Origin of the sequence: Pseudomonas sp. Choline-02u-1 (assembly GCF_002836515.1) — a bacterium.
GTDB lineage: Bacteria > Pseudomonadota > Gammaproteobacteria > Pseudomonadales > Pseudomonadaceae > Aquipseudomonas.
On sequence record NZ_PJBC01000060.1, the window covers coordinates 52,928 to 72,159 of the forward strand.

Sequence of the window (19,232 nt, forward strand, 5' to 3'; positions counted from 1 at the left end):
GACCGAGTACCCACAATGACCGACACCCCGCATTTCCCACTCTCTGCCGTGGTCGGCGCCGACGATTTGAAACTCGCCCTGTGCCTGACCGCCATCGACCCGAAAATCGGCGGCGTGCTGATCGAAGGTCCGCGTGGCATGGCCAAGTCGACGCTGGCCCGGGGCCTGGCGGATCTGCTCGCCAGCGGTCAATTCGTCACTTTGCCGTTGGGCGCTACTGAAGAGCGGCTGGTCGGCACCCTCGATCTCGACGCAGCCCTGAGCAGCGGTCGCGCACAATTCTCCCCCGGAGTTTTGGCCAAGGCTGACGGTGGCGTGCTGTACGTCGATGAGGTCAATCTGCTGCCGGATCATCTGGTGGACCTGCTGCTTGATGTCGCCGCCAGCGGCACCAACCTGATCGAGCGCGATGGCATTTCCCATCGGCATTCGGCGAAATTCGTCCTGATCGGTACCATGAACCCCGAAGAGGGGGAACTGCGGCCGCAACTGCTTGACCGTTTCGGTTTGAACGTCGCGCTCAGCGGTCAAAACGCGCCCACCGAGCGCGGGCAGATCATCCGTCGGCGGCTGGATTTCGATAGCGATCCGCGAGCGTTCTGCGCGCAATGGGAAGGCGAGCAGCACATCTTGCGTTTGCGTTGTGAAAACGCACGTGAGCGCTTGGCTGACATTCCTCTGGACGATGCAGCATTGGCGTTGATTACCGAGCGCTGTTTCGCTGCTGGCGTCGATGGCTTGCGCGCCGATCTGGTCTGGTTGCGCGCGGCTCGCGCCCATGCCGCGTGGCGCGGGGCGGATGCAATTGCCCAGCAGGACATCGACGCGGTGGCCGAATTCGCCCTGCGCCATCGTCGTCGCGAACAATCTTCATCCGGCGCTGAGCCGCCTGCGCCGTCGCCGGCGGGCGCAGAAAGCAATTGCGACGCAGGGCAGGGCCAGTGGGGCGAAATGCCGGCGACAGCGCAAGTGACCGGCGCTCGCCGCGAAGTGCCGAGCTGGCCGCCGCTGGCAAAAAAGCCCTAGGCATTCGCCCCCGATCCGACGCGGGGGCGAATGCCAGACCCCGCGCCGGACAACTCGATAACGGCCGTCAAGGGCAACGGCAGGCGGCCAGCAGCGGCGCGGTGAACTGGCCGGGCACGCTGCTCAATGGCCACCCTCAGCGGCGCGCTGATCTGCTGTTTCATCAACGCACTCGTTCGCCCCATGAAATCTGGCTGGTCATCGTCGACGCTTCGGCTTCGACCCGTCGCCATCAGGCCCTGAGCGATGCCAAAGGCGTGCTCGCACAACTGTTCGACGATGCTTACCGCCAACGGGCGCGGCTGGCCTTGCTGACGGCCAGTGGCGCCGCGCCGAAGTGGCAGGTGCAAGGCTTGAAAGCCTCAAGCGGCCTGCGTGTCTGGCTCGACAAGCTGGGCGCCGGTGGCGGGACGCCGTTGCTCGCGGCGCTGGCGCAGGCGCAACAGTGGTTGTCCGTGCGGCGCAAGCGTTTTCCCGCTGAACAGCAACGCTGTCTGATCGTGACCGATGGTCGCTTGAAAGAACTGTCCGGACTGCCGGTGCTCACCTGCCCGGGATTGCTGATAGACATCGAGCGCGGGCCGATACGACTGGGCCGAGCAAAGGAACTGGCGACCGCGCTGCAAGCGCAGTATCAGCATATCGATGCGCTGGGTTTGAGCTGAACATTAGATTCCTGCTGTTGATACAGATTTTGAAATGATTTGCTGCTGTGGAGCAGGCCGGTTGAACCTGTACGCTCCAAGGCCATTTTTCATTCAGGATTTACATGAACACCCTCTTGGAGCCTCCCAGTCAACACTCCCCAACGCGCCTTCACGCGATCTTGATCCATTCGCAGCACCCCGTCTTTCGACTTCCGACTATCGTTGATAACGCGGCCCTTGAGCCTTCGCGTTGCGCTTCGCCGTGTCCGGCAGCCTGAATTCACAGAATAGAGATCGAGACGTTTTATGGAATGGTTAGCGGATCCCACGGCCTGGTTAGGCCTGTTGACTCTGATCGTGCTGGAGCTGGTGCTGGGTATCGACAACCTGGTGTTTATTGCAATTCTTGCCGACAAACTGCCGCCGCATCAGCGTGATCGCGCGCGGATCATCGGTCTGTCGCTGGCGCTGATCATGCGACTGGGCCTGTTGGCGAGTATCTCCTGGCTGGTCACGCTGACGCAGCCATTGTTCGAGGTGTTCGACAAGAGCTTCTCCGGACGTGATCTGATCATGCTGTTCGGTGGTGTGTTCCTGTTGTTCAAGGCCACCATGGAATTGCACGAACGGCTCGAAGGCCACGTCGGCGAGCGCTCGACCAACACTGCCTATGCGCTGTTCTGGCCGATCGTGGCGCAGATCGTGGTACTCGACGCAGTGTTTTCCCTCGATGCGGTGATCACCGCCGTAGGCATGGTCGATGAATTGGCAGTGATGATGATCGCCGTGATCATCTCCATCGGCCTGATGATTGTCGCCAGCAAACCGCTGACGCGTTTTGTCAACGCGCACCCGACCGTGATCATGCTGTGTCTGGGCTTCCTGATGATGATCGGTTTTGCCCTGACGGCAGAAGGTCTGGGTTTTCACATTCCGAAAGGTTATCTGTACGCGGCCATCGGGTTCTCGATCCTGATCGAAGTGTTCAACCAGATCGCCCGTGCACGCCGCAAGCGTTCGATGCAGGGCTTGCGACCCATGCGCGAGCGCACTGCCCATGCGGTGATGCGTTTGCTCGGTGGGCGCAAACTGGCCGTGGAGGAAGTTGGCGAAGAGATTTCCGATTTGCTCGATAACGGCGAGGCGCCGGTCGCCGAACTGTTCGACCGCCGTGAGCGGGTGATGATCAGCGGCGTGCTGCAATTGGCGGAGCGTGCGATTCGCCACCTGATGACGGTGCGCGCCGACGTTGACCTGATTGACCTTGCCGATGATGCAGAAACCATTCGTACGAAGTTGATGCATTCGTCCTACTCGCGCTTGCCGTTGATTCGCGATGGTGCGGTGGATGAGCCGTTGGGCTTCGTGCACAAGAAGGAGTTGCTCAAGGAATACCTGGCCGGCAACGAGCCGAACCTTGAGCATCTGGCACGCAAGACCATCAATCTGCTCGACAGCTATTCGATCCTCAATGCGTTGGAACAAATGCGCGCGGCGTCGACGCACATCGCCTTCGTGGTCAATGAGTTCGGTGACTTTGTCGGCGTGCTGACCATGACCGACATCCTCGAATCCATCGCCGGCGAGTTACCCGATGCCAGCGAAATCGAAGGTCCGGATGTGGTCGAAGAGCACAATGGTTTCCTCGTCAGCGGTGCGCTGCCGTTGGCTCGCGTACGCCAGCGCACCGGCTTCGGTGCCGAACCGACCGAGGACTATCAGACCATGGCCGGGTTAGTCATGAGCCTGCTTGATCGGTTGCCGATCACCGGCGATCAACTGCAATACGAGGGCTGGCAGCTGACCGTCAGGGCGGTTGAAGAGCGGCGGGTGACACGGGTTTTGCTGGAGCGTGCTGCCGCGTAATACCGAGTTCTGTAAAGGCTGCCGGCCTCTTCGCGAGCAAGCTCGCTCTCATGTCTGAACGCAGTCAGGTGGGAGCGAGCTTGCTCGCGAATGCAATTTGGCAGGCACCTGCGATCCCTTCCTGACAGTTGTTCAGATTGTCTTGATTGCCACGGTCACAGTCGACCGTGGCACTTGGTTGTTTTTGGTGCGCCGCGCCCTTGCATGTGGCGCGAATACCCGCCTCGTGTAGCCAAAGGTAGCGCGCGTTGAGGGCGTGCCGGGTAACAGCGGCATTACATTCATCGCATCCACCTGATTTCAAAAACATTTCATTGCGCTGCAGATTCCTTTGACAGGCTGTGGCACACTTTCTGCTGTTCATTCCGTAGTAACAAACCGAGTTCCGGTATAGCGGAATAAACACCTCTCAGGAGTGCTTGCCATGCATCGCCGTCCTTCGTTAATCAAAGCGTGTGTTTTTGTTCTTGCAGCGTCTTCTTCGGTCATGGGCCTGGCCCAGGCGGCTGACAGCAAGCTCGACAGTGTCCTGGCCCGTGGCAAGTTGATTGTCGGCACCGGCAGCACCAATGCGCCGTGGCACTTTCAGGGCGCGGACGGCAAGTTGCAGGGTTTTGATATCGACATCGCCAGGATGGTGGCCAAGGGGCTGTTCAACGATCCAGGCAAAGTCGAGTTCGTGGTGCAGTCGTCCGATGCGCGGATTCCCAACCTGCTGACCGACAAGGTCGACATGAGCTGCCAGTTCATCACCGTCACCGCCAGCCGTGCGCAGCAAGTTGCGTTCACTTTGCCGTACTACCGCGAAGGCGTCGGCCTGCTGTTGCCGAACAACAGCAAGTACAAGGAAATCGAAGACCTGCAAGCGGCGGGCGATGACGTCACCGTCGCGGTGCTGCAGAACGTGTACGCCGAAGAGCTGGTGCATCAGGCATTGCCCAAGGCCAAGGTCGACCAGTACGACAGCGTCGACCTGATGTATCAGGCGGTGAATTCCGGGCGCGCCGATGCCGCCGCCACCGACCAGTCCTCGGTTAAATACCTGATGGTGCAGAACCCTGGCCGCTACCGCAGCCCGGCTTACGCGTGGAGCCCGCAGACCTACGCCTGCGCGGTCAAACGTGGCGATCAGGACTGGCTGAACTTCGTCAACACCGCGCTGCACGAAGCCATGACCGGAGTTGAATTTCCGACTTACGCCGCGTCGTTCAAACAGTGGTTCGGTGTTGATCTGCCGTCGCCTGCCATCGGTTTCCCCGTCGAATTCAAATGATCCCGTGAGAGTGGGGCGATTTCAGTCGCCCCGCTCAAGGTACTGCTGACCATGAACTATCAGTTGAACTTTGCTGCCGTGTGGCGCGATTTCGACACCTTGCTGGCGGGGCTCGGTTTAGGCTTGCAGCTGGCGCTGGTGTCGATCGCCATCGGCTGCGTGATCGGCCTGCTGATGGCGTTTGCCTTGCTGTCGAAGCATCGCGCCTTGCGGGTGCTGGCCTCGGTGTACGTCACGGTGGTGCGCAACACGCCGATCCTGGTGTTGATTCTGTTGATCTACTTTGCCTTGCCGAGCCTTGGGATACGTCTGGACAAGATCCCGTCGTTCATCATCACGCTGTCGCTGTATGCCGGCGCATATCTGACCGAGGTTTTTCGCGGCGGCTTGCTGAGCATTCCCAAAGGCCAGCGCGAAGCGGGGCTGGCGATCGGCCTCGGCGAATGGCAGGTCAAGGCTTACGTCACCGTGCCGGTGATGCTGCGTAATGTCTTGCCGGCGCTGTCGAACAATTTCATTTCGCTGTTCAAGGACACTTCGCTCGCCGCTGCGATTGCGGTGCCTGAGCTGACCTATTACGCGCGCAAAATCAACGTCGAAAGCTACCGGGTGATCGAAACCTGGCTGGTGACCACGGCGTTGTATGTCGCGGCCTGTTACTTCATTGCCATGCTGCTGCGTTACCTCGAGCAGCGCCTGGCGATCCGCCGATAGGAGGCTGCGATGTACCAATCACCCAGTTGGTTGCATGAATTGTGGCTAGCGCGCGAACCGTTGTGGCAGGGCTTTCTGACCAGCGTGCAAGTTTCGGCGCTGGCCATTGTGCTGGGCACGCTGCTTGGTGTGGTCACCGGGCTGATCCTGACTTACGGCAGATTCTGGATGCGCGCGCCGTTCCGGGTTTACGTCGATCTGATTCGCGGCACGCCAGTATTCGTGCTGGTGCTGGCCTGCTTCTACATGGCGCCGGCGCTCGGGTGGCAGATCAGCGCGTTTGAGGCCGGCGCTCTAGGGCTAACCCTGTTCTGCGGCTCGCACGTTGCCGAAATCGTACGCGGCGCGTTGCAAGCCTTGCCGCGCGGCCAAATGGAGGCGGGCAAAGCCATTGGCCTGACGTTCTACCAATCCCTCGGCTACGTACTGTTGCCTCAGGCGCTGCGGCAGATCCTGCCGACCTGGGTCAACTCGTCCACCGAAATCGTCAAGGCTTCGACCCTGCTCTCGGTGATCGGCGTCGCCGAATTGCTGCTCAGCACGCAACAGATCATCGCCCGAAACTTCATGACCCTGGAGTTCTATCTGTTCGCCGGTTTTCTGTTCTTCGTCATCAACTACGGCATCGAATTACTCGGCCGGCACATTGAAAAGCGGGTGGCCCTGCCATGACTCAAGTTCAAGTTGCTTCACCGGATCAGGCGCTGCTGGACATTCGCGGCCTGCACAAACAGTACGGCGCAGTGGAAGTGCTCAAAGGTGTCGACCTGAGCATGCAGCGCGGCAACGTCGTCACGCTGATTGGCTCCAGCGGCTCGGGCAAGACCACGTTGCTGCGTTGCGTGAACATGCTGGAAGAATTCCAGGGCGGGCAGATCCTGCTCGACGGCGAATCCATCGGCTACGACGAGATCAACGGCAAACGGGTTCGCCATCCGGAAAAAGTCATTGCCCGTCATCGCGCGATGACCGGCATGGCGTTCCAGCAATTCAATCTGTTCCCGCACTTGAGCGCGTTGCAGAACGTCACGCTGGGCCTGCTCAAGGTTAAGAAGATGCCCAAGGACGAAGCCGTGGTGCTCGCCGAAAAATGGCTCGAGCGCGTCGGCCTGCTGGAGCGGCGCAATCACTTTCCCGGTCAGTTGTCCGGCGGCCAGCAACAGCGCGTAGCCATCGCCCGGGCCATCGCGATGACCCCGAGCCTGATGCTCTTCGATGAGGTCACCTCTGCCCTCGACCCGGAACTCGTCGGCGAGGTGCTTAACGTTATCAAGGGGCTGGCCGAGGACGGCATGACCATGTTGCTGGTGACCCACGAGATGCGTTTTGCCTTCGAGGTCTCGGACAAGATCGTCTTCATGAATCAAGGGCGCATCGAAGAGCAGGGGCCTCCCAAGGAACTGTTCGAACGCCCGCAATCGCCGCGTCTGGCTGAATTTCTCAAGAGCACGCGGTTTTGAATCTGCACTTTTGCAATCAGGAGAAACACCCATGAGCATTACGCGTTACGGCACCGGCAGCACCGCCGCCGGCGGCCAGCCTCGTCCCTTCGCCCGCGCTGTTGAAGCGGATGGCTGGCTGCATGTGTCCGGTCAGGTACCGGCGGTGGATGGCGAGATCATTGTCGGCGGCATCGTTGAGCAGACCCACCAGACCATGAAGAACCTGATCGCGATTCTCGAAGAGGCCGGTTATGGCCTGGAGGATGTGGTAAGGGCCGGTGTGTGGCTGGACGATCCACGGGATTTCAGCAGTTTCAACAAGGTCTTCGCCGAGTATTTCAAACCCGAACACGCCCCGGCCCGGGCGTGTGTGCAGGCGAGCATGATGGTCGATTGCAAGGTTGAGATCGACTGCATTGCCTACAAGAAGAAGGCCTGAGGCAACGCGGCTCTTGTAGGCGCTGCCGAAGGCTGCGATCTTTTGGCATTTTTGGATGCGCCAAAAAGGCAAGATCAAAAGATCGCGGCCTGCGGCAGCTCCTACAGGGAATATCGAGTGAGTAATGACATGACCGAAGACACCATCAAACGCCGGGCACGCGGTCTGGACCGGGCGTTCGATATCCTCGATTTTCTCAAGGAAATCGGCCAGCCGCTGCGCCCCAATGACATCGCCAGCGGCATCGGCGGTCCGAAATCCACGGTCTACGAACTGGTCGCGTCCCTGCTCGAACGACGGATTCTGGAGCCGGTGGGCAAGGACGGTCACGTCTATCTGGGCCGGCAGCTGTATTTTTTAGGCCAGGCGCATCTGCGTCATTTCGACCTCAGCCGCGAGGCCGACCACGCTCTGCAGGAAATCGTCAGCCAGACCCGCGAAACCGCGCAGATGTGCCTGCTCAACGGGCGCAAATACACGGTGGCGCTGATGAAAGAGGGCGAGCGGCATTTCCGTATTTCGTCCGACATCGGCGAGAACGCGCCGATCCCGTGGACGGCCTCCGGGCGCCTGCTGCTGGCGCATCTGAGCGATCAGCAGATCATCGACCTGATCGATGAAGACGACTACATCCTGCCCGACGGCGAACGCCTGCCGCTGGAACGCTTTCTGGCAGAGATTCGTCAGGCCGGCATCGATGGGTTCTTCTCCTTCGACAGCGTCGCCGACACCTTCACCCATTGTTTCGCCGCGCCCGTCAAAGACCCGCAAGGCGTGGCCATTTGTACCTTGTGCATCGTCGCCCCACGGGCCGATGCGAAAAACAATTACAACGACTATCGCCGGGTTTTGATCGAGAGCGCCAACAGCCTCGCCCGGCGTATCAACGAATAACCGCGGCTGCCTGCTGCCGCGACTGTGAGGATTGGACCATGACGACTGCCATCAATTCTGCCGTGGAAAAGGGCGACGCCACCATCGGCGCACAGCTGACCCGCGACGTCAGCCTGCCGGCGCTGGTGCTGCACCGCGAAGCGCTGGAGCACAACATTCGCTGGATGCAGACATTTGTCAGTGACAGCGGCGCGGAACTGGCGCCCCACGGCAAAACCAGCATGACCCCGGCGTTGTTCAAGCGACAGCTCGACGCCGGCGCCTGGGGCATTACCCTCGCCAGCGCCACTCAGACCCGCGCCGCTTATGCTCATGGCGTGCGACGGGTGTTGATGGCGAATCAGTTGGTCGGCACGCCGAACATGGCGCTGATTGCCGATCTGCTGGCCGATCCGTCGTTCGATTTTTATTGCATGGTCGATCATCCGGACAACGTCGCCGACCTCGGGGCTTACTTCGCCTCGCGTGGGGTCAAACTCAACGTGATGATCGAGTACGGTGTGGTCGGCGGGCGCTGTGGTTGCCGCAGCGAGCAGGAAGTCATCGAACTGGCCAGGGCCATCGACGCGCAACCGGCGCTGGCACTGACCGGCATCGAAGGTTACGAAGGCGTGATCCACGGCGATCACGCGGTCAGCGGCATCCGCGAGTTCGCCGCATCGCTGGTGCGCCTGGCGGTGCAGTTGCAGGACAGCGGCGCTTTCGCAATTGCCAAACCGATCATTACCGCATCCGGTTCTGCCTGGTACGACCTGATCGCCGAATCCTTCGAAACGCAGAACGCCGCTGGCCGCTTCCTCAGTGTGTTGCGCCCGGGCAGCTACGTGGCGCACGACCATGGCATCTACAAAGAGGCGCAGTGCTGCGTGCTCGACCGTCGCAGCGACCTGCACGAAGGCCTGCGCCCGGCGCTGGAAGTCTGGGCTCATGTGCAGTCGCTGCCGGAACCGGGTTTCGCGGTGATCGCGCTGGGCAAGCGCGACGTTGCATTCGATGCCGGTTTGCCCGTGCCGTTGTTGCGCTACAAGGCCGGCGTGGTGCCGGCGGCGGGTGAGGATGTCGGTGCATGCAAGGTCACGGCGGTGATGGATCAACATGCGTTCATGACGGTGGCACCGGGCATTGAGCTGCGGGTCGGCGACATCATTTCCTTTGGTACCTCGCACCCGTGCCTGACGTTCGATAAATGGCGGGTGGGGTTGCTGGTAGATGAGCAGTTGGCGGTCATCGAGACCCTGGAGACTTGCTTCTAAGGCTTGAGACCGCGTTGCGGCCATTCGCGAGCAAGCTCGCGAAGACGCCAGTCCAGACACCATCGATCAACCAGAGACAGCACAAAATGAACACCCTCAGCCCCCAGGGCCCGAACATTCCACATATCGCCCTCATCGGCGAATGCATGATCGAACTGCAGCAACGCGCCGACGGCAGTCTGCAGCAAAGCTTCGGTGGCGATACGCTCAATACGGCGGTGTACCTGTCCCGCGCGATGGGTGACAAGGCGCAAGTCGATTACGTAACAGCGCTGGGTGATGACAGTTTCAGCGACGCCATGTGCCAGATCTGGCGCAGCGAAGGTATCGGCCTCGAACTGGTGCAGCGTTTGCCCGGTCGACTGCCCGGTTTGTACTGCATCCAGACCGACGCCAGCGGCGAGCGGCGTTTCCTGTATTGGCGCAACGAAGCGGCGGTGCGCGATTGCTTCACGACACCTGCGGCTGAACCAGTCCTTGCGGCCTTGCCCGACTACGATGTGCTGTATTTCAGCGGCATCACCCTCGCCGTGCTCGGCATGCAGGGGCGCGCTCGCCTGGTCAAGACGTTGAGCGAAGCCCGGCAGCGCAATGCGCGTATCGTTTTCGACAATAACTACCGCCCACGCCTGTGGGCTTCGGTGGAAGAGGCGCGGGCGGCGTATCGCAGCGTTTTGCCTTACGTCGATCTGGCGTTACTCACCGTAGATGACGAACAGGCGCTATTCGGTTTTGCCGATGGCGAAGAAGTGTTCGCCGCTTATGCGCAGTTCGGCACGCCGGAAGTGGTGCTCAAGCGTGGCGCCGAGGCGTGTCTGATACGTTGTGCGGGGGAGGCGTTTGAAGTCCCGGCGCTGAAGGTTGAAAAGGTCGTCGACACCACGGCGGCAGGGGATTCGTTCAGTGCGGCGTATCTGGCCAGGCGCCTGCTCGGCGGCAGCCCGGCAGAGGCGGCGCAGGCGGGACATGAATTGGCCAGTCGGGTGATTCAGGTGCCCGGAGCACTGATCCCCAAAATCTGAAATCCAATCCCTTGTAGGAGCTGACGAGTGCAACGAGGCTGCGATCTTTTGATCTTGATCCGCTAATACAGAATCAAAAGATCGCAGCCTCGTTGCACTCGTCAGCTCCTACACAGCTGCAGTGATCAATCGCGGTAAAACACCTGCACCAGGTGATAACCAAACTTGCTCTTGATCGGCCCATGCACGGTGCGCAGCGGTTTCTTGAAAATCACCGCATCAATCGCGCCGACCATCTGCCCCGGCCGCACTTCGCCCAGATCGCCGCCGCGCTTGCCCGACGGACAGGTCGAAAACTTCTTCGCCAGCACATCGAACGCCTCGCCCTTGGCGATGCGCTGCTTGAGTTGTTCGGCCTCTTCGGCGGTTTTCACCAGAATGTGGCGGGCTTGGGCTTTCATCGTGCAATACCTGATAACGGGGCGACGGCGGGGCGCGCGATTATGCCTCAAGTCACGGGGTCGGGTTGATCAACTTGCGAATCTTGCTCGCCAGCACTTCGAGGACAAACGGCTTGGCGACCATGTCCATACCTTCTTCAAGGAAACCCTGACGTTCGGCAGCAATTTGCGCGTAACCGGTCATGAACAGCACCTTCAGCTCCGGACGATGCTGACGGGCAATCTCCGCCAACTGGCGACCGTTCATGCCGGGCAGCCCGACATCGGTGACCAGCAGATCGACGCGCCGCGCAGACTCGAGCAACGGCAGCGCGGTCTGAGCGTTTTGCGCTTCGACGGTTTTGTAGCCCAGCTCCTTGAGCAGATCGAGCACCAGCATGCGCACCGCCGGATCATCCTCGACGACCAGCGCGGTTTCACCAGTCGATGACGCCGCGATCGGTTCGGCATTCTTCACCGACACCGCCTCGGCATCCAGTTCAAGCAAGCGCGGCAAGTACAGGCGCACACAAGTGCCTTGCCCCGGCACGCTGTCGAGGCTGACATGCCCGCCCGACTGCTGGGCGAAACCGTAAATCATCGACAGCCCGAGCCCGGTGCCCTGGCCGATCGGCTTGGTAGTGAAAAACGGGTCAAACGCCTTGGAGCGAATTGACGGCGTCATGCCGGTGCCGTTATCGCTGACCGCGAGCATCACGTATTCCCCGGCCTTCACCGGCTCGAGAATGGTGATGTCACTGCTGTCGAGATACACGTTGGCGGTCTGGATCAGCAACGTGCCGCCTTCCGGCATCGCATCGCGGGCGTTGATCACCAGATTGAGCAGGGCATTTTCCAGCTGACTCACGTCGGTGCTGACTGGCCAAACCTCTTCGGGCAGGCGCAGTTGCAGATCGATGGCATCGCCCTTGGTGCGGCGGACGAGGTCTTCCAGCGAATGCACCAGTTCGTTGACGTTCAGTTGTTTGCGGTCCAGCGATTGGCGCCGTGAGAACGCCAGCAAGCGATGCGTCAGCGCCGCCGCGCGATTGGCCGAGGACACCGCCGCCTCGGTGAATCGGCCGATCTCGTCGGCGCGACCGTTGGCGATGTAGCGCTGCATCAAATCCAGACTGCCGATGATGCCGGTGAGCATGTTGTTGAAGTCGTGGGCAATGCCCCCGGTGAGCTGGCCGACGGCTTCCATCTTCTGCGCGTGGCGCAAGGCATCCTCGGCGCGCTCGCGCTCGAACATCTCGTTCTGCAAACGCTGGTTGGCCTGGGCCAGTTGCTCAGTGCGCGCGCTGACCCGCTCTTCAAGCGTTTCGTTGAGATTGCGCAGGGCTTCTTCGGTTTTCTTGCGCTCGGTTTCGTCAATCACAAAGATGTAGAAACCGTTGACCGCACCGTCTGCGCCGTGACGTGGCAGATAGTTCATCAGGGCATGACGGGTGCTGCCGTCGCGGTGGGGGGTGTAGAAACTGAAGGAACACGAGCGCCCGGCCAGCGCTTCAGCGATATAAGGCGCACGCAGGAAATACGCCTCTTCGCCGATGACTTCGCGGATTGTGCGCCCATACAACTCCTGCGGTGTCAGGCCGTACCAATCGAGATAGGCCGCGTTGTTGAGGCGAAAACGTTCTTCTGCGTCGACGTAGCTGATCAGGATCGGCATGGCGTTGATGATCAATTGCAATTCGGTCTGGCTCTGACGCAGCGCCTGTTCCGTGTGTTTGCGTTCGGTCAGATCCAGCGCCGCGCCGAGAAACCGCATCGGCCGACCATGATGGTCCTTGTAGCAGCGCCCGCGTGCGAACACCCAGCGCAACGTGCCATCGGCCTGCAACAAGCGGTATTCCTCGGCGTACTCGGTGCCATGAGTAATGCAATGTTTGATGCCACGCGCGACCATGGCGCGGTCTTCCGGGTGCACCCCGTGCAGATATTCGCTGATCGGCAACTGTCCGGCCCCGGCCGGATCGACGCCATGCAATTCGGCGAAGTGCGCATCGGCGATGAAGCGATCTTCACCAATGTCCCAATCCCAGGTGCCGACCGCGTCGGTGGCGGCGAGGGCCAGTTGCAGGCGCTCTTCGGACTGACGCTGGGCCTTGAGGCTTTCCTCGGAGCGGCGCTGCAATTCAAGGGCGATGCGGCGGCGTTCGTTGGTTTCGATGGCGGTGATCAGAATTCCCGCGACCTGTGCGGTTTCATCACGAATCGGGCTGTAGGTCAGATCCAGCCAGAAATCGGTTTTTTTACCGTCGCGTTGCACGCTGAAACGCTGCTCGCTGAAGCTGCGCACCTGGCCTTGCAGTACCGCCTGATAAATCGGTTCGGAAAAATCCCGCACTTCCGGCCAGACCTCATGCGTCGGCTGCCCGAACGCCTCGGGATGCTTGCTGCCGGCGAGCAGGGCGAAACCATTGTTGTAGATCTGCGTCAGCTCAGGACCCCATAACAACAACATCGGCATCGGCGAATGAAGCACGATATCCACGGCCGTGCGCAGGCTTTGCGGCCAGGTGCCGGCGGCGCCCAGCGGGCTGCGGCTCCAGTCGGTGCGGGCAATCAGGGCCTGAGCGTCATCGGTGGTGGGTACAGCATTCATGTTTCAATCCTGAGCGTGGTTCGGTGAGACGGGGTCTATCATTGTTGCAGGAGCCGCGCAAAGCGTAGGCCAAATCTGCTGTTTCGATGCTTCGCGGGTGCTTTCAGCCATGGAAATCGATGCACTGTTGTCAATATTGTCGCAAAAAAACGGTTCTGATCTATTCCTCTCCACCGGCGCAGCGCCGAGCGCGCGCATTGACGGTGTGCTGAGGGCATTGAGCGACCAGCCGTTCAAACCCGGCGAAACTGCGGCCATCGCCGCCTCCCTGATGGACGCCGAGCAACGGCGGGAGTTCGACCGGGATCTGGAAATGAACCTGGCAATCTCCCGAACGGGCGTCGGGCGATTCCGCGTAAACATTTTTCAGCAGCGCAACGACGTCTCGATCGTGATTCGTAACGTAAAACTCGACATCCCGCGATTCGAAGACCTGAAGCTGCCGCCGGTATTGCTGGAAACGGTGATGCTCAAACGCGGCCTGATCCTGTTCGTCGGCGCGACCAGTTCGGGCAAATCGACCTCGTTGGCGGCACTGATCGATCATCGCAACCGCCACAGTGCCGGGCACATTGTGACGATCGAGGACCCAATCGAATATATACATCGGCACAAGCGCTCGATCATTAACCAGCGTGAAGTCGGCGTTGATACACGCAGCTTCCATGCGGCGCTCAAGAACACTCTGCGCCAGGCACCGGATGTTGTGTTGATCGGCGAAATCCGTGACCGCGAAACGATGGAACATGCGCTCGCGTTTGCCGAAACCGGGCATCTGGTGTTGTCGACGTTGCATGCGACCAATGCCAATCAAGCGCTGGACCGGATCATCAACATGTTTACCGAAGAGCGCAGGCCACAACTGCTGCAAGCCTTGGGCAATCACCTCAAAGCCTGCGTGTCCCAGCGCTTGGTCCGCACGCGCGACGGTCAGCGCCGCGCAGCGGTGGAAGTAATGCTCGGCACACCAACCGTCAGCGACTTGATCCGCAGCCACCAATTGGGCGAGCTCAAAGGCATCATGGAAAAATCTGCCGAGTCGGGCATGCAAACCTTTGACGCTGCGTTACACGCGCTGGTGATAGAGGGCGCCATCAGCGAGGAGGAGGCCCTCAAGCACGCCGACTCGGTGAATAATCTGCGGCTGCGATTGAAGCTGCAGGCCGACGGCGCGCCAGGGAACCCTGACTCGGGTGAGTGGGGGTTGATGGATTGATCCCGCTCAGTTGCGCAATTCGACGCGGTCGCGAAACTGTTCCAGTGCTTGCGGATTGGCCAAGGCATCGGTGTTCTTCACCTTTTCGCCATGCACCACATTGCGTACCGCCAGCTCGACGACCTTGCCGCTGATAGTGCGCGGTATGTCCGTCACCGCCACAATCCGCGCCGGGACGTGCCTGGGCGTGGTATTGGCGCGGATCACGTCGCGGATTCGCTGTTCAAGCCCTGCATCCAGTTCGACGCCGTCGCGCAGACGCACGAACAACACAACCCGCACATCATCCTGCCATTGCTGACCGATGGCGACGCTGTCCAGTACCTCAGTGATTTTCTCGACCTGGCGATAGATTTCCGCTGTGCCGATGCGCACACCACCCGGATTCAGCACCGCATCCGAGCGGCCGTGAATCATCATCGCGCCATGGGGCAACTGTTCAGCGTAATCACCTTGCGCCCACACGCCGGGAAAGAGACTGAAATAGGACTGACGCAGTTTTGCGCCGTCGGAGTCATTCCACAAACCGATCGGCATCGCCGGGAAATGCCGGGTGCAGACCAGTTCGCCTTTCTCGCTGACGACCGGCTGGCCGGCGTCGTTCCACACCTCGACGGCCATGCCCAGGCTTTTACCCATGATCTCCCCACGGCGTACCGGTGACAGCGGATTGCCGTTGACGAAGCAGGAAACGATGTCGGTGCCACCGGACATCGAAGCCAGGCATACGTCGGTTTTGAAGTCGCGATAAACGAAATCGTAACTGTGCGGCGATAGCGCCGAGCCGGTGCAGAGCAAGGTTCTCAGGCTTGCCAGATGATGACTTTCGCGGGGTCTGACGCCACTGCTTTCAAGCGTGGCGAGGAACTTCGGGCTGGTGCCGAACACGCTGATGCGCTCGTCGTCGATCAGGTCGAGCAAACGCTGAGGGTCCGGGTGAAACGGCGAGCCGTCGTAGAGCACCACAGCGCTGCCGACTGCCAATGCCGAGACCAGCCAGTTCCACATCATCCAGCCGCAGGTCGTGTAGTAGAACAAGCGATCACCAGGCCCGAGATCGCAATGCAAACCGTGCTCCTTGACGTGTTGCAGGAGCACGCCGCCGGTGCTGTGCACAATGCATTTCGGCACGCCGGTGGTGCCGCTGGAGTACAGCACGTAAAGCGGATGATTGAACGGCACCGGGATGAAATCCGGTTCGCCGCCGGGCTGATAAAAGTCCTCCCACAAGGTAACTTCCGCCTGGGTTGGGTAATCCTCGGTGCGCGCCTGCGCTCGGGCGTACGGGACGATGACCAACTGCTGCAGTGTCGGCAGCTGCGCGAGGATTTCATTGAGCTTGGCAGTCTGGTCAAGGGTTTTTCCGGCGTATTGATAACCGGCGCAGGTTAGCAGCAGTTTCGGTTCGATCTGGCCGAAGCGATCGATCACGCCGTGGGTGCCGAAGTCGGGTGACGAGCACGACCAGATTGCGCCAAGGCTGGTGGTTGCCAGCATCGCCACCAGGGTTTGCCAGGTGTTGGGCATGCAAGCTGCTACGCGATCGCCTTGAGCAACGCCCGCCGCCCGCAGGCTGGCCTGAAAACCGGCGACGTGTTCGGCCAGCTCGGCCCATGTCAGTTGCTCACGCTGGCCGCTCTCCGCGACGGCGACCACTGCAACGGCATCGTCGCGACGGCGCAGCAGGTGTTCGGCGAAATTCAGTGTCGCCCCGGGGAACCACTCGGCGCTGGGCATCGCTGCGCCTTCGCGCAAAACGGCATCGGGCTGAGTGTGAAAACGGATATCGAAGAAATCGACAACCGTTTGCCAGAAATCGGCGCGTTGCCCGATGCTCCATTGGTACAGGGCAGGGTAGCCATCGAGCTCAAGCGAATGCCGCTGATTGATCTCGCGCCGCGCAGCGTCCATACGCGAACGAGCGATACGCTGGGCGTCGGGTTGCCAGAGGATGTCGGACATCAGTTGCCTCTTGTTGTTTGATTACACATAGCTGCGCAGGCGCGGGCGGCTTTATTGCGCCAACCAGCCACCATCAATATTCCACGCCGCGCCGCGCACCTGGCTGCCGGCTTCGCTGCACAAGAACAGCACCAGCTCACCCAGATGCTGCGGCGTGACGAACTCCAGCGACGGCTGTTTCTCGGCAAGCAGATCATGCTGCGCCTGCTGCGGATCGACGCCTTTGGCCGCGCGATCATCGATCTGCTTCTGCACCAGCGGCGTCAACACCCAGCCCGGACAGATCGCATTGCAAGTGACATTGCTGGTCGCGGTTTCCAGCCCGACTACCTTGGTCAGACCGATAACACCATGCTTGGCGGCGACATACGCGGCTTTGCCGGTGGAACCGACCTGGCCATGCACCGAGGCGATATTGATGATGCGTCCCCAGTTTTTCTGGCGCATGCCCGGCAGGCTCAAGCGAGTGCTGTGAAACACCGAGGACAGGTTGATCGCAATGATCGAGTCCCAGCGCTCCACTGCAAACTCCTCCACCGCAGCCACGTGCTGAATGCCGGCGTTATTGACCAGAATATCGACGCCGCCAAATTCACGCTCGGCGTAAGCGATCATGTCGGCTATCTGCGCCGGATCGCTGACATCGGCGGGATGGTGGCCGACCTTGCCGCCGAACCGGGCGACCTCGGCGATCACCTGCGAGGCGTCGCCGAAGCCATTGAGAATCAGGTTGGCGCCAGCTTTCGCCAGGCTCAGCGCGATGCCCAGGCCGATGCCGCTGGTAGAACCGGTGACCAAAGCTGTCTTGCCGGAAAGAGTGGTCATGAATACCTCACACAATGCCAGTGGCGTAGAAAGTGCCGATCACCACGAAAACCGCCAGGGTCTTGATCAGCGTAATACAGAAAATGTCTTTGTAGGCTTCGCGGTGGGTCAGCCCGGTGACGGCCAGCAGCGTGATCACCGCGCCATTGTGCGGCAGGGTGTCCATGCCGCCGCTGGCCATCGCTGCCACGCGGTGCAGCACTTCCAGCGGAATATTCGCCGCGTGCGCCGCGCTGATGAATTGCTCGGACATCGCTGCCAGCGCAATGCTCATGCCGCCGGAAGCCGAACCGGTGATGCCGGCGAGCAGCGTCACGGTGATCGCTTCGTTGACCAACGGATTGGGAATTTGCTTGAGCCAGTCGGCCAGCACCAGGAAACCGGGCAGCGACGCGATCACCGCGCCAAAGCCGTACTCGGACGCGGTGTTCATCGCCGCCAGCAATGCGCCGCTGACCGCGCTTTTACTGCCTTCGGCGAGTTTGCTTTTAATCGCCTTGAAGCCGAATGCCAGCACCATGAGGATGCCCACCAGCAGCGCCGCCTGCACCGCCCAGATCGCCGTAAGCTTGGCGATCTCGGTGGTGACCGGCGCAGCCATCCCCGGCAGCGCCAGGCTGTGAGTCTTGCCGTACCACTGCGGAATCCATTGGGTGAACAGCAGATTCATGATGCCCACTGCCAGCAAGGGCGACAGCGCAATCCATGGGTTGGGCAGCTTCAGGTCTGCGGCCGTCTCGGGCTCGTTGCGCAGTTCAGTGCCGTAACCTTCACCGGCACGCTGTGCCTTGTTGCGCTGACGCTGAAGAAACAGCATGCCGGCGCAGAACACGAAAATCGTGCCGATCACGCCCAGCCATGGCGCTGCCCACGCGGTGGTGTTGAAGAAGGTGCTGGGGATGATGTTCTGGATCTGCGGGGTGCCGGGCAGGGCGTCCATGGTGAACGAGAACGCACCCAGGGCGATGGTCGCCGGGATCAGACGCTTGGGGATGTTGCTCTGGCGGAACATTTCGGCTGCAAACGGATATACCGCAAATACCACCACGAACAGCGATACGCCGCCGTAAGTGAGCAGGGCGCAAACCAGCACAATCACCAGCATGGCCTGTTTGGTGCCGAGCAACCGAATCGCGGCAGCCACAATCGAGCGCGAGAAACCCGACAATTCGATCAGCTTGCCGAACACTGCGCCAAGCAGGAACACCGGGAAGTACAGCTTGATGAAGCCGACCATCTTGTCCATGAATACCCCGGTGAATGCGGGCGCCACGGCGGACGGATCGGTGAGCAGAACCGCGCCGAGGGCGGCGATCGGGGCGAAGAGGATGACGCTGTAGCCACGGTAGGCAGCAAGCATCAGCAGCGTCAGGGCTGCCAAGGCAATGATCACACTCATGGTGTGTCTCTCCAGGATTGTTGTTTTTATGGGTGGAACGGGTGTGGAGAGGTGTTAGCGATTACTGTGCCAAATACCTAACATGTTGATATCTGTAGATATTTCCTGAGGGAGTGAGATTGCGCAGGAAAATTTGTCTCGTTTGTGAGACCGAAAAGATCGCAGCCTTCGGCAGCTCCTACAAGGAAATACGTATCTACCCTGTAAGAGACGCCGAAGGCTGCGATCTTTTGATCTTAAAAAACCTATCCATGATATGAGAT

General features: G+C 60.5%; 17 protein-coding genes. 12 read left to right on the forward strand and 5 right to left on the reverse strand.

What is annotated here, in order from left to right; genetic code table 11:
• Positions 1-15: 15 nt before the first annotated feature.
• The 11 genes from CXF97_RS16570 (at position 16) to CXF97_RS16620 (ending at position 10,576) form a co-directional block, all read left to right on the forward strand.
• Positions 16-1,026, forward strand: coding sequence for an ATP-binding protein (locus CXF97_RS16570; RefSeq protein ID WP_101159416.1), 1,011 nt, complete (start codon positions 16-18; stop codon positions 1,024-1,026).
• Complete coding sequence (locus tag CXF97_RS16575) at positions 942-1,691, forward strand: VWA domain-containing protein (RefSeq protein WP_101159606.1); 750 nt, start codon at positions 942-944, stop codon at positions 1,689-1,691. Before CXF97_RS16570 ends, CXF97_RS16575 begins: the two co-directional genes overlap by 85 nt.
• A 288-nt stretch (positions 1,692-1,979) precedes the next feature.
• On the forward strand, positions 1,980-3,539 hold the full coding sequence (locus CXF97_RS16580) for a TerC family protein (RefSeq protein ID WP_101159417.1): 1,560 nt from the start codon (positions 1,980-1,982) through the stop codon (positions 3,537-3,539).
• Positions 3,540-3,963: 424 nt separating this feature from the next.
• Positions 3,964-4,812, forward strand: coding sequence for a transporter substrate-binding domain-containing protein (locus CXF97_RS16585; protein WP_101159418.1), 849 nt, complete (start codon positions 3,964-3,966; stop codon positions 4,810-4,812).
• Positions 4,813-4,863: 51 nt separating this feature from the next.
• On the forward strand, positions 4,864-5,526 hold the full coding sequence (locus tag CXF97_RS16590) for an amino acid ABC transporter permease (protein ID WP_101159419.1): 663 nt from the start codon (positions 4,864-4,866) through the stop codon (positions 5,524-5,526).
• A 9-nt stretch (positions 5,527-5,535) separates the two neighbouring features.
• Positions 5,536-6,198, forward strand: a complete 663-nt coding sequence (locus CXF97_RS16595) for an amino acid ABC transporter permease (RefSeq protein ID WP_101159420.1) — start codon at positions 5,536-5,538, stop codon at positions 6,196-6,198.
• Positions 6,195-6,986, forward strand: a complete 792-nt coding sequence (locus tag CXF97_RS16600) for an amino acid ABC transporter ATP-binding protein (RefSeq protein ID WP_101159421.1) — start codon at positions 6,195-6,197, stop codon at positions 6,984-6,986. Before CXF97_RS16595 ends, CXF97_RS16600 begins: the two co-directional genes overlap by 4 nt.
• A 31-nt stretch (positions 6,987-7,017) precedes the next feature.
• Positions 7,018-7,407: a RidA family protein gene (locus CXF97_RS16605; protein WP_016774497.1), complete on the forward strand. Its 390-nt coding sequence runs from the start codon at positions 7,018-7,020 to the stop codon at positions 7,405-7,407.
• A gap of 129 nt (positions 7,408-7,536) precedes the next feature.
• On the forward strand, positions 7,537-8,301 hold the full coding sequence (locus tag CXF97_RS16610) for an IclR family transcriptional regulator (protein ID WP_101159422.1): 765 nt from the start codon (positions 7,537-7,539) through the stop codon (positions 8,299-8,301).
• A gap of 38 nt (positions 8,302-8,339) precedes the next feature.
• On the forward strand, positions 8,340-9,554 hold the full coding sequence (locus tag CXF97_RS16615) for an amino acid deaminase (RefSeq protein ID WP_101159423.1): 1,215 nt from the start codon (positions 8,340-8,342) through the stop codon (positions 9,552-9,554).
• An 86-nt stretch (positions 9,555-9,640) separates the two neighbouring features.
• A complete protein-coding gene (locus CXF97_RS16620; protein WP_101159424.1) occupies positions 9,641-10,576 on the forward strand; it encodes a sugar kinase in 936 nt (311 codons plus the stop codon).
• A 125-nt stretch (positions 10,577-10,701) separates the two neighbouring features.
• Here the strand turns inward: CXF97_RS16620 and CXF97_RS16625 are convergent, their stop codons facing one another.
• Positions 10,702-10,977, reverse strand: a complete 276-nt coding sequence (locus CXF97_RS16625) for a peptidylprolyl isomerase (RefSeq protein WP_007912322.1) — start codon at positions 10,975-10,977, stop codon at positions 10,702-10,704.
• Between the two features lie 52 nt (positions 10,978-11,029).
• Positions 11,030-13,567 carry a PAS domain-containing protein gene (locus tag CXF97_RS16630; protein ID WP_101159425.1) on the reverse strand — a complete coding sequence of 846 codons (2,538 nt, stop codon included), beginning with the start codon at positions 13,565-13,567 and terminating at the stop codon, positions 11,030-11,032.
• A gap of 109 nt (positions 13,568-13,676) precedes the next feature.
• On the opposite strand from CXF97_RS16630, the gene CXF97_RS16635 reads away from it, so the two are divergent.
• Positions 13,677-14,783, forward strand: a complete 1,107-nt coding sequence (locus tag CXF97_RS16635) for a PilT/PilU family type 4a pilus ATPase (protein ID WP_101159426.1) — start codon at positions 13,677-13,679, stop codon at positions 14,781-14,783.
• Positions 14,784-14,789: 6 nt separating this feature from the next.
• Here CXF97_RS16635 and CXF97_RS16640 read toward each other — a convergent pair whose 3' ends face one another.
• From CXF97_RS16640 to CXF97_RS16650, 3 genes are read right to left on the reverse strand one after another with little or no spacing between them, the layout of a single operon-like run.
• Positions 14,790-16,745 (reverse strand): acetoacetate--CoA ligase, encoded by a 1,956-nt coding sequence (locus CXF97_RS16640; RefSeq protein ID WP_101159427.1) that lies wholly within the window; start codon positions 16,743-16,745, stop codon positions 14,790-14,792.
• 51 nt (positions 16,746-16,796) lie between these two features.
• Entirely contained in the window at positions 16,797-17,570 is a 774-nt protein-coding gene (gene hbdH / locus CXF97_RS16645; RefSeq protein ID WP_101159428.1) for a 3-hydroxybutyrate dehydrogenase, read from the reverse strand.
• 7 nt (positions 17,571-17,577) lie between these two features.
• The gene (locus CXF97_RS16650) at positions 17,578-18,969 is read right to left on the reverse strand and encodes a GntP family permease (RefSeq protein ID WP_101159429.1); all 1,392 of its coding nucleotides are present in this window, start codon (positions 18,967-18,969) and stop codon (positions 17,578-17,580) included.
• Positions 18,970-19,232: the final 263 nt, after the last annotated feature.

Bases quoted from the DNA above. Each gene is read 5' to 3' on its own strand.
- CXF97_RS16570 (WP_101159416.1), top strand. From the start codon at position 16: ATGACCGACACCCCGCATTTCCCACTCTCTGCCGTGGTCGGCGCCGAC.
- CXF97_RS16580 (WP_101159417.1), top strand. From the start codon at position 1,980: ATGGAATGGTTAGCGGATCCCACGGCCTGGTTAGGCCTGTTGACTCTG.
- CXF97_RS16585 (WP_101159418.1), top strand. From the start codon at position 3,964: ATGCATCGCCGTCCTTCGTTAATCAAAGCGTGTGTTTTTGTTCTTGCA.
- CXF97_RS16590 (WP_101159419.1), top strand. From the start codon at position 4,864: ATGAACTATCAGTTGAACTTTGCTGCCGTGTGGCGCGATTTCGACACC.
- CXF97_RS16595 (WP_101159420.1), top strand. From the start codon at position 5,536: ATGTACCAATCACCCAGTTGGTTGCATGAATTGTGGCTAGCGCGCGAA.
- CXF97_RS16600 (WP_101159421.1), top strand. From the start codon at position 6,195: ATGACTCAAGTTCAAGTTGCTTCACCGGATCAGGCGCTGCTGGACATT.
- CXF97_RS16605 (WP_016774497.1), top strand. From the start codon at position 7,018: ATGAGCATTACGCGTTACGGCACCGGCAGCACCGCCGCCGGCGGCCAG.
- CXF97_RS16610 (WP_101159422.1), top strand. From the start codon at position 7,537: ATGACCGAAGACACCATCAAACGCCGGGCACGCGGTCTGGACCGGGCG.
- CXF97_RS16615 (WP_101159423.1), top strand. From the start codon at position 8,340: ATGACGACTGCCATCAATTCTGCCGTGGAAAAGGGCGACGCCACCATC.
- CXF97_RS16620 (WP_101159424.1), top strand. From the start codon at position 9,641: ATGAACACCCTCAGCCCCCAGGGCCCGAACATTCCACATATCGCCCTC.
- CXF97_RS16625 (WP_007912322.1), bottom strand. From the start codon at position 10,977: ATGAAAGCCCAAGCCCGCCACATTCTGGTGAAAACCGCCGAAGAGGCC.
- CXF97_RS16630 (WP_101159425.1), bottom strand. From the start codon at position 13,567: ATGAATGCTGTACCCACCACCGATGACGCTCAGGCCCTGATTGCCCGC.
- CXF97_RS16635 (WP_101159426.1), top strand. From the start codon at position 13,677: ATGGAAATCGATGCACTGTTGTCAATATTGTCGCAAAAAAACGGTTCT.
- CXF97_RS16640 (WP_101159427.1), bottom strand. From the start codon at position 16,745: ATGTCCGACATCCTCTGGCAACCCGACGCCCAGCGTATCGCTCGTTCG.
- hbdH (WP_101159428.1), bottom strand. From the start codon at position 17,570: ATGACCACTCTTTCCGGCAAGACAGCTTTGGTCACCGGTTCTACCAGC.
- CXF97_RS16650 (WP_101159429.1), bottom strand. From the start codon at position 18,969: ATGAGTGTGATCATTGCCTTGGCAGCCCTGACGCTGCTGATGCTTGCT.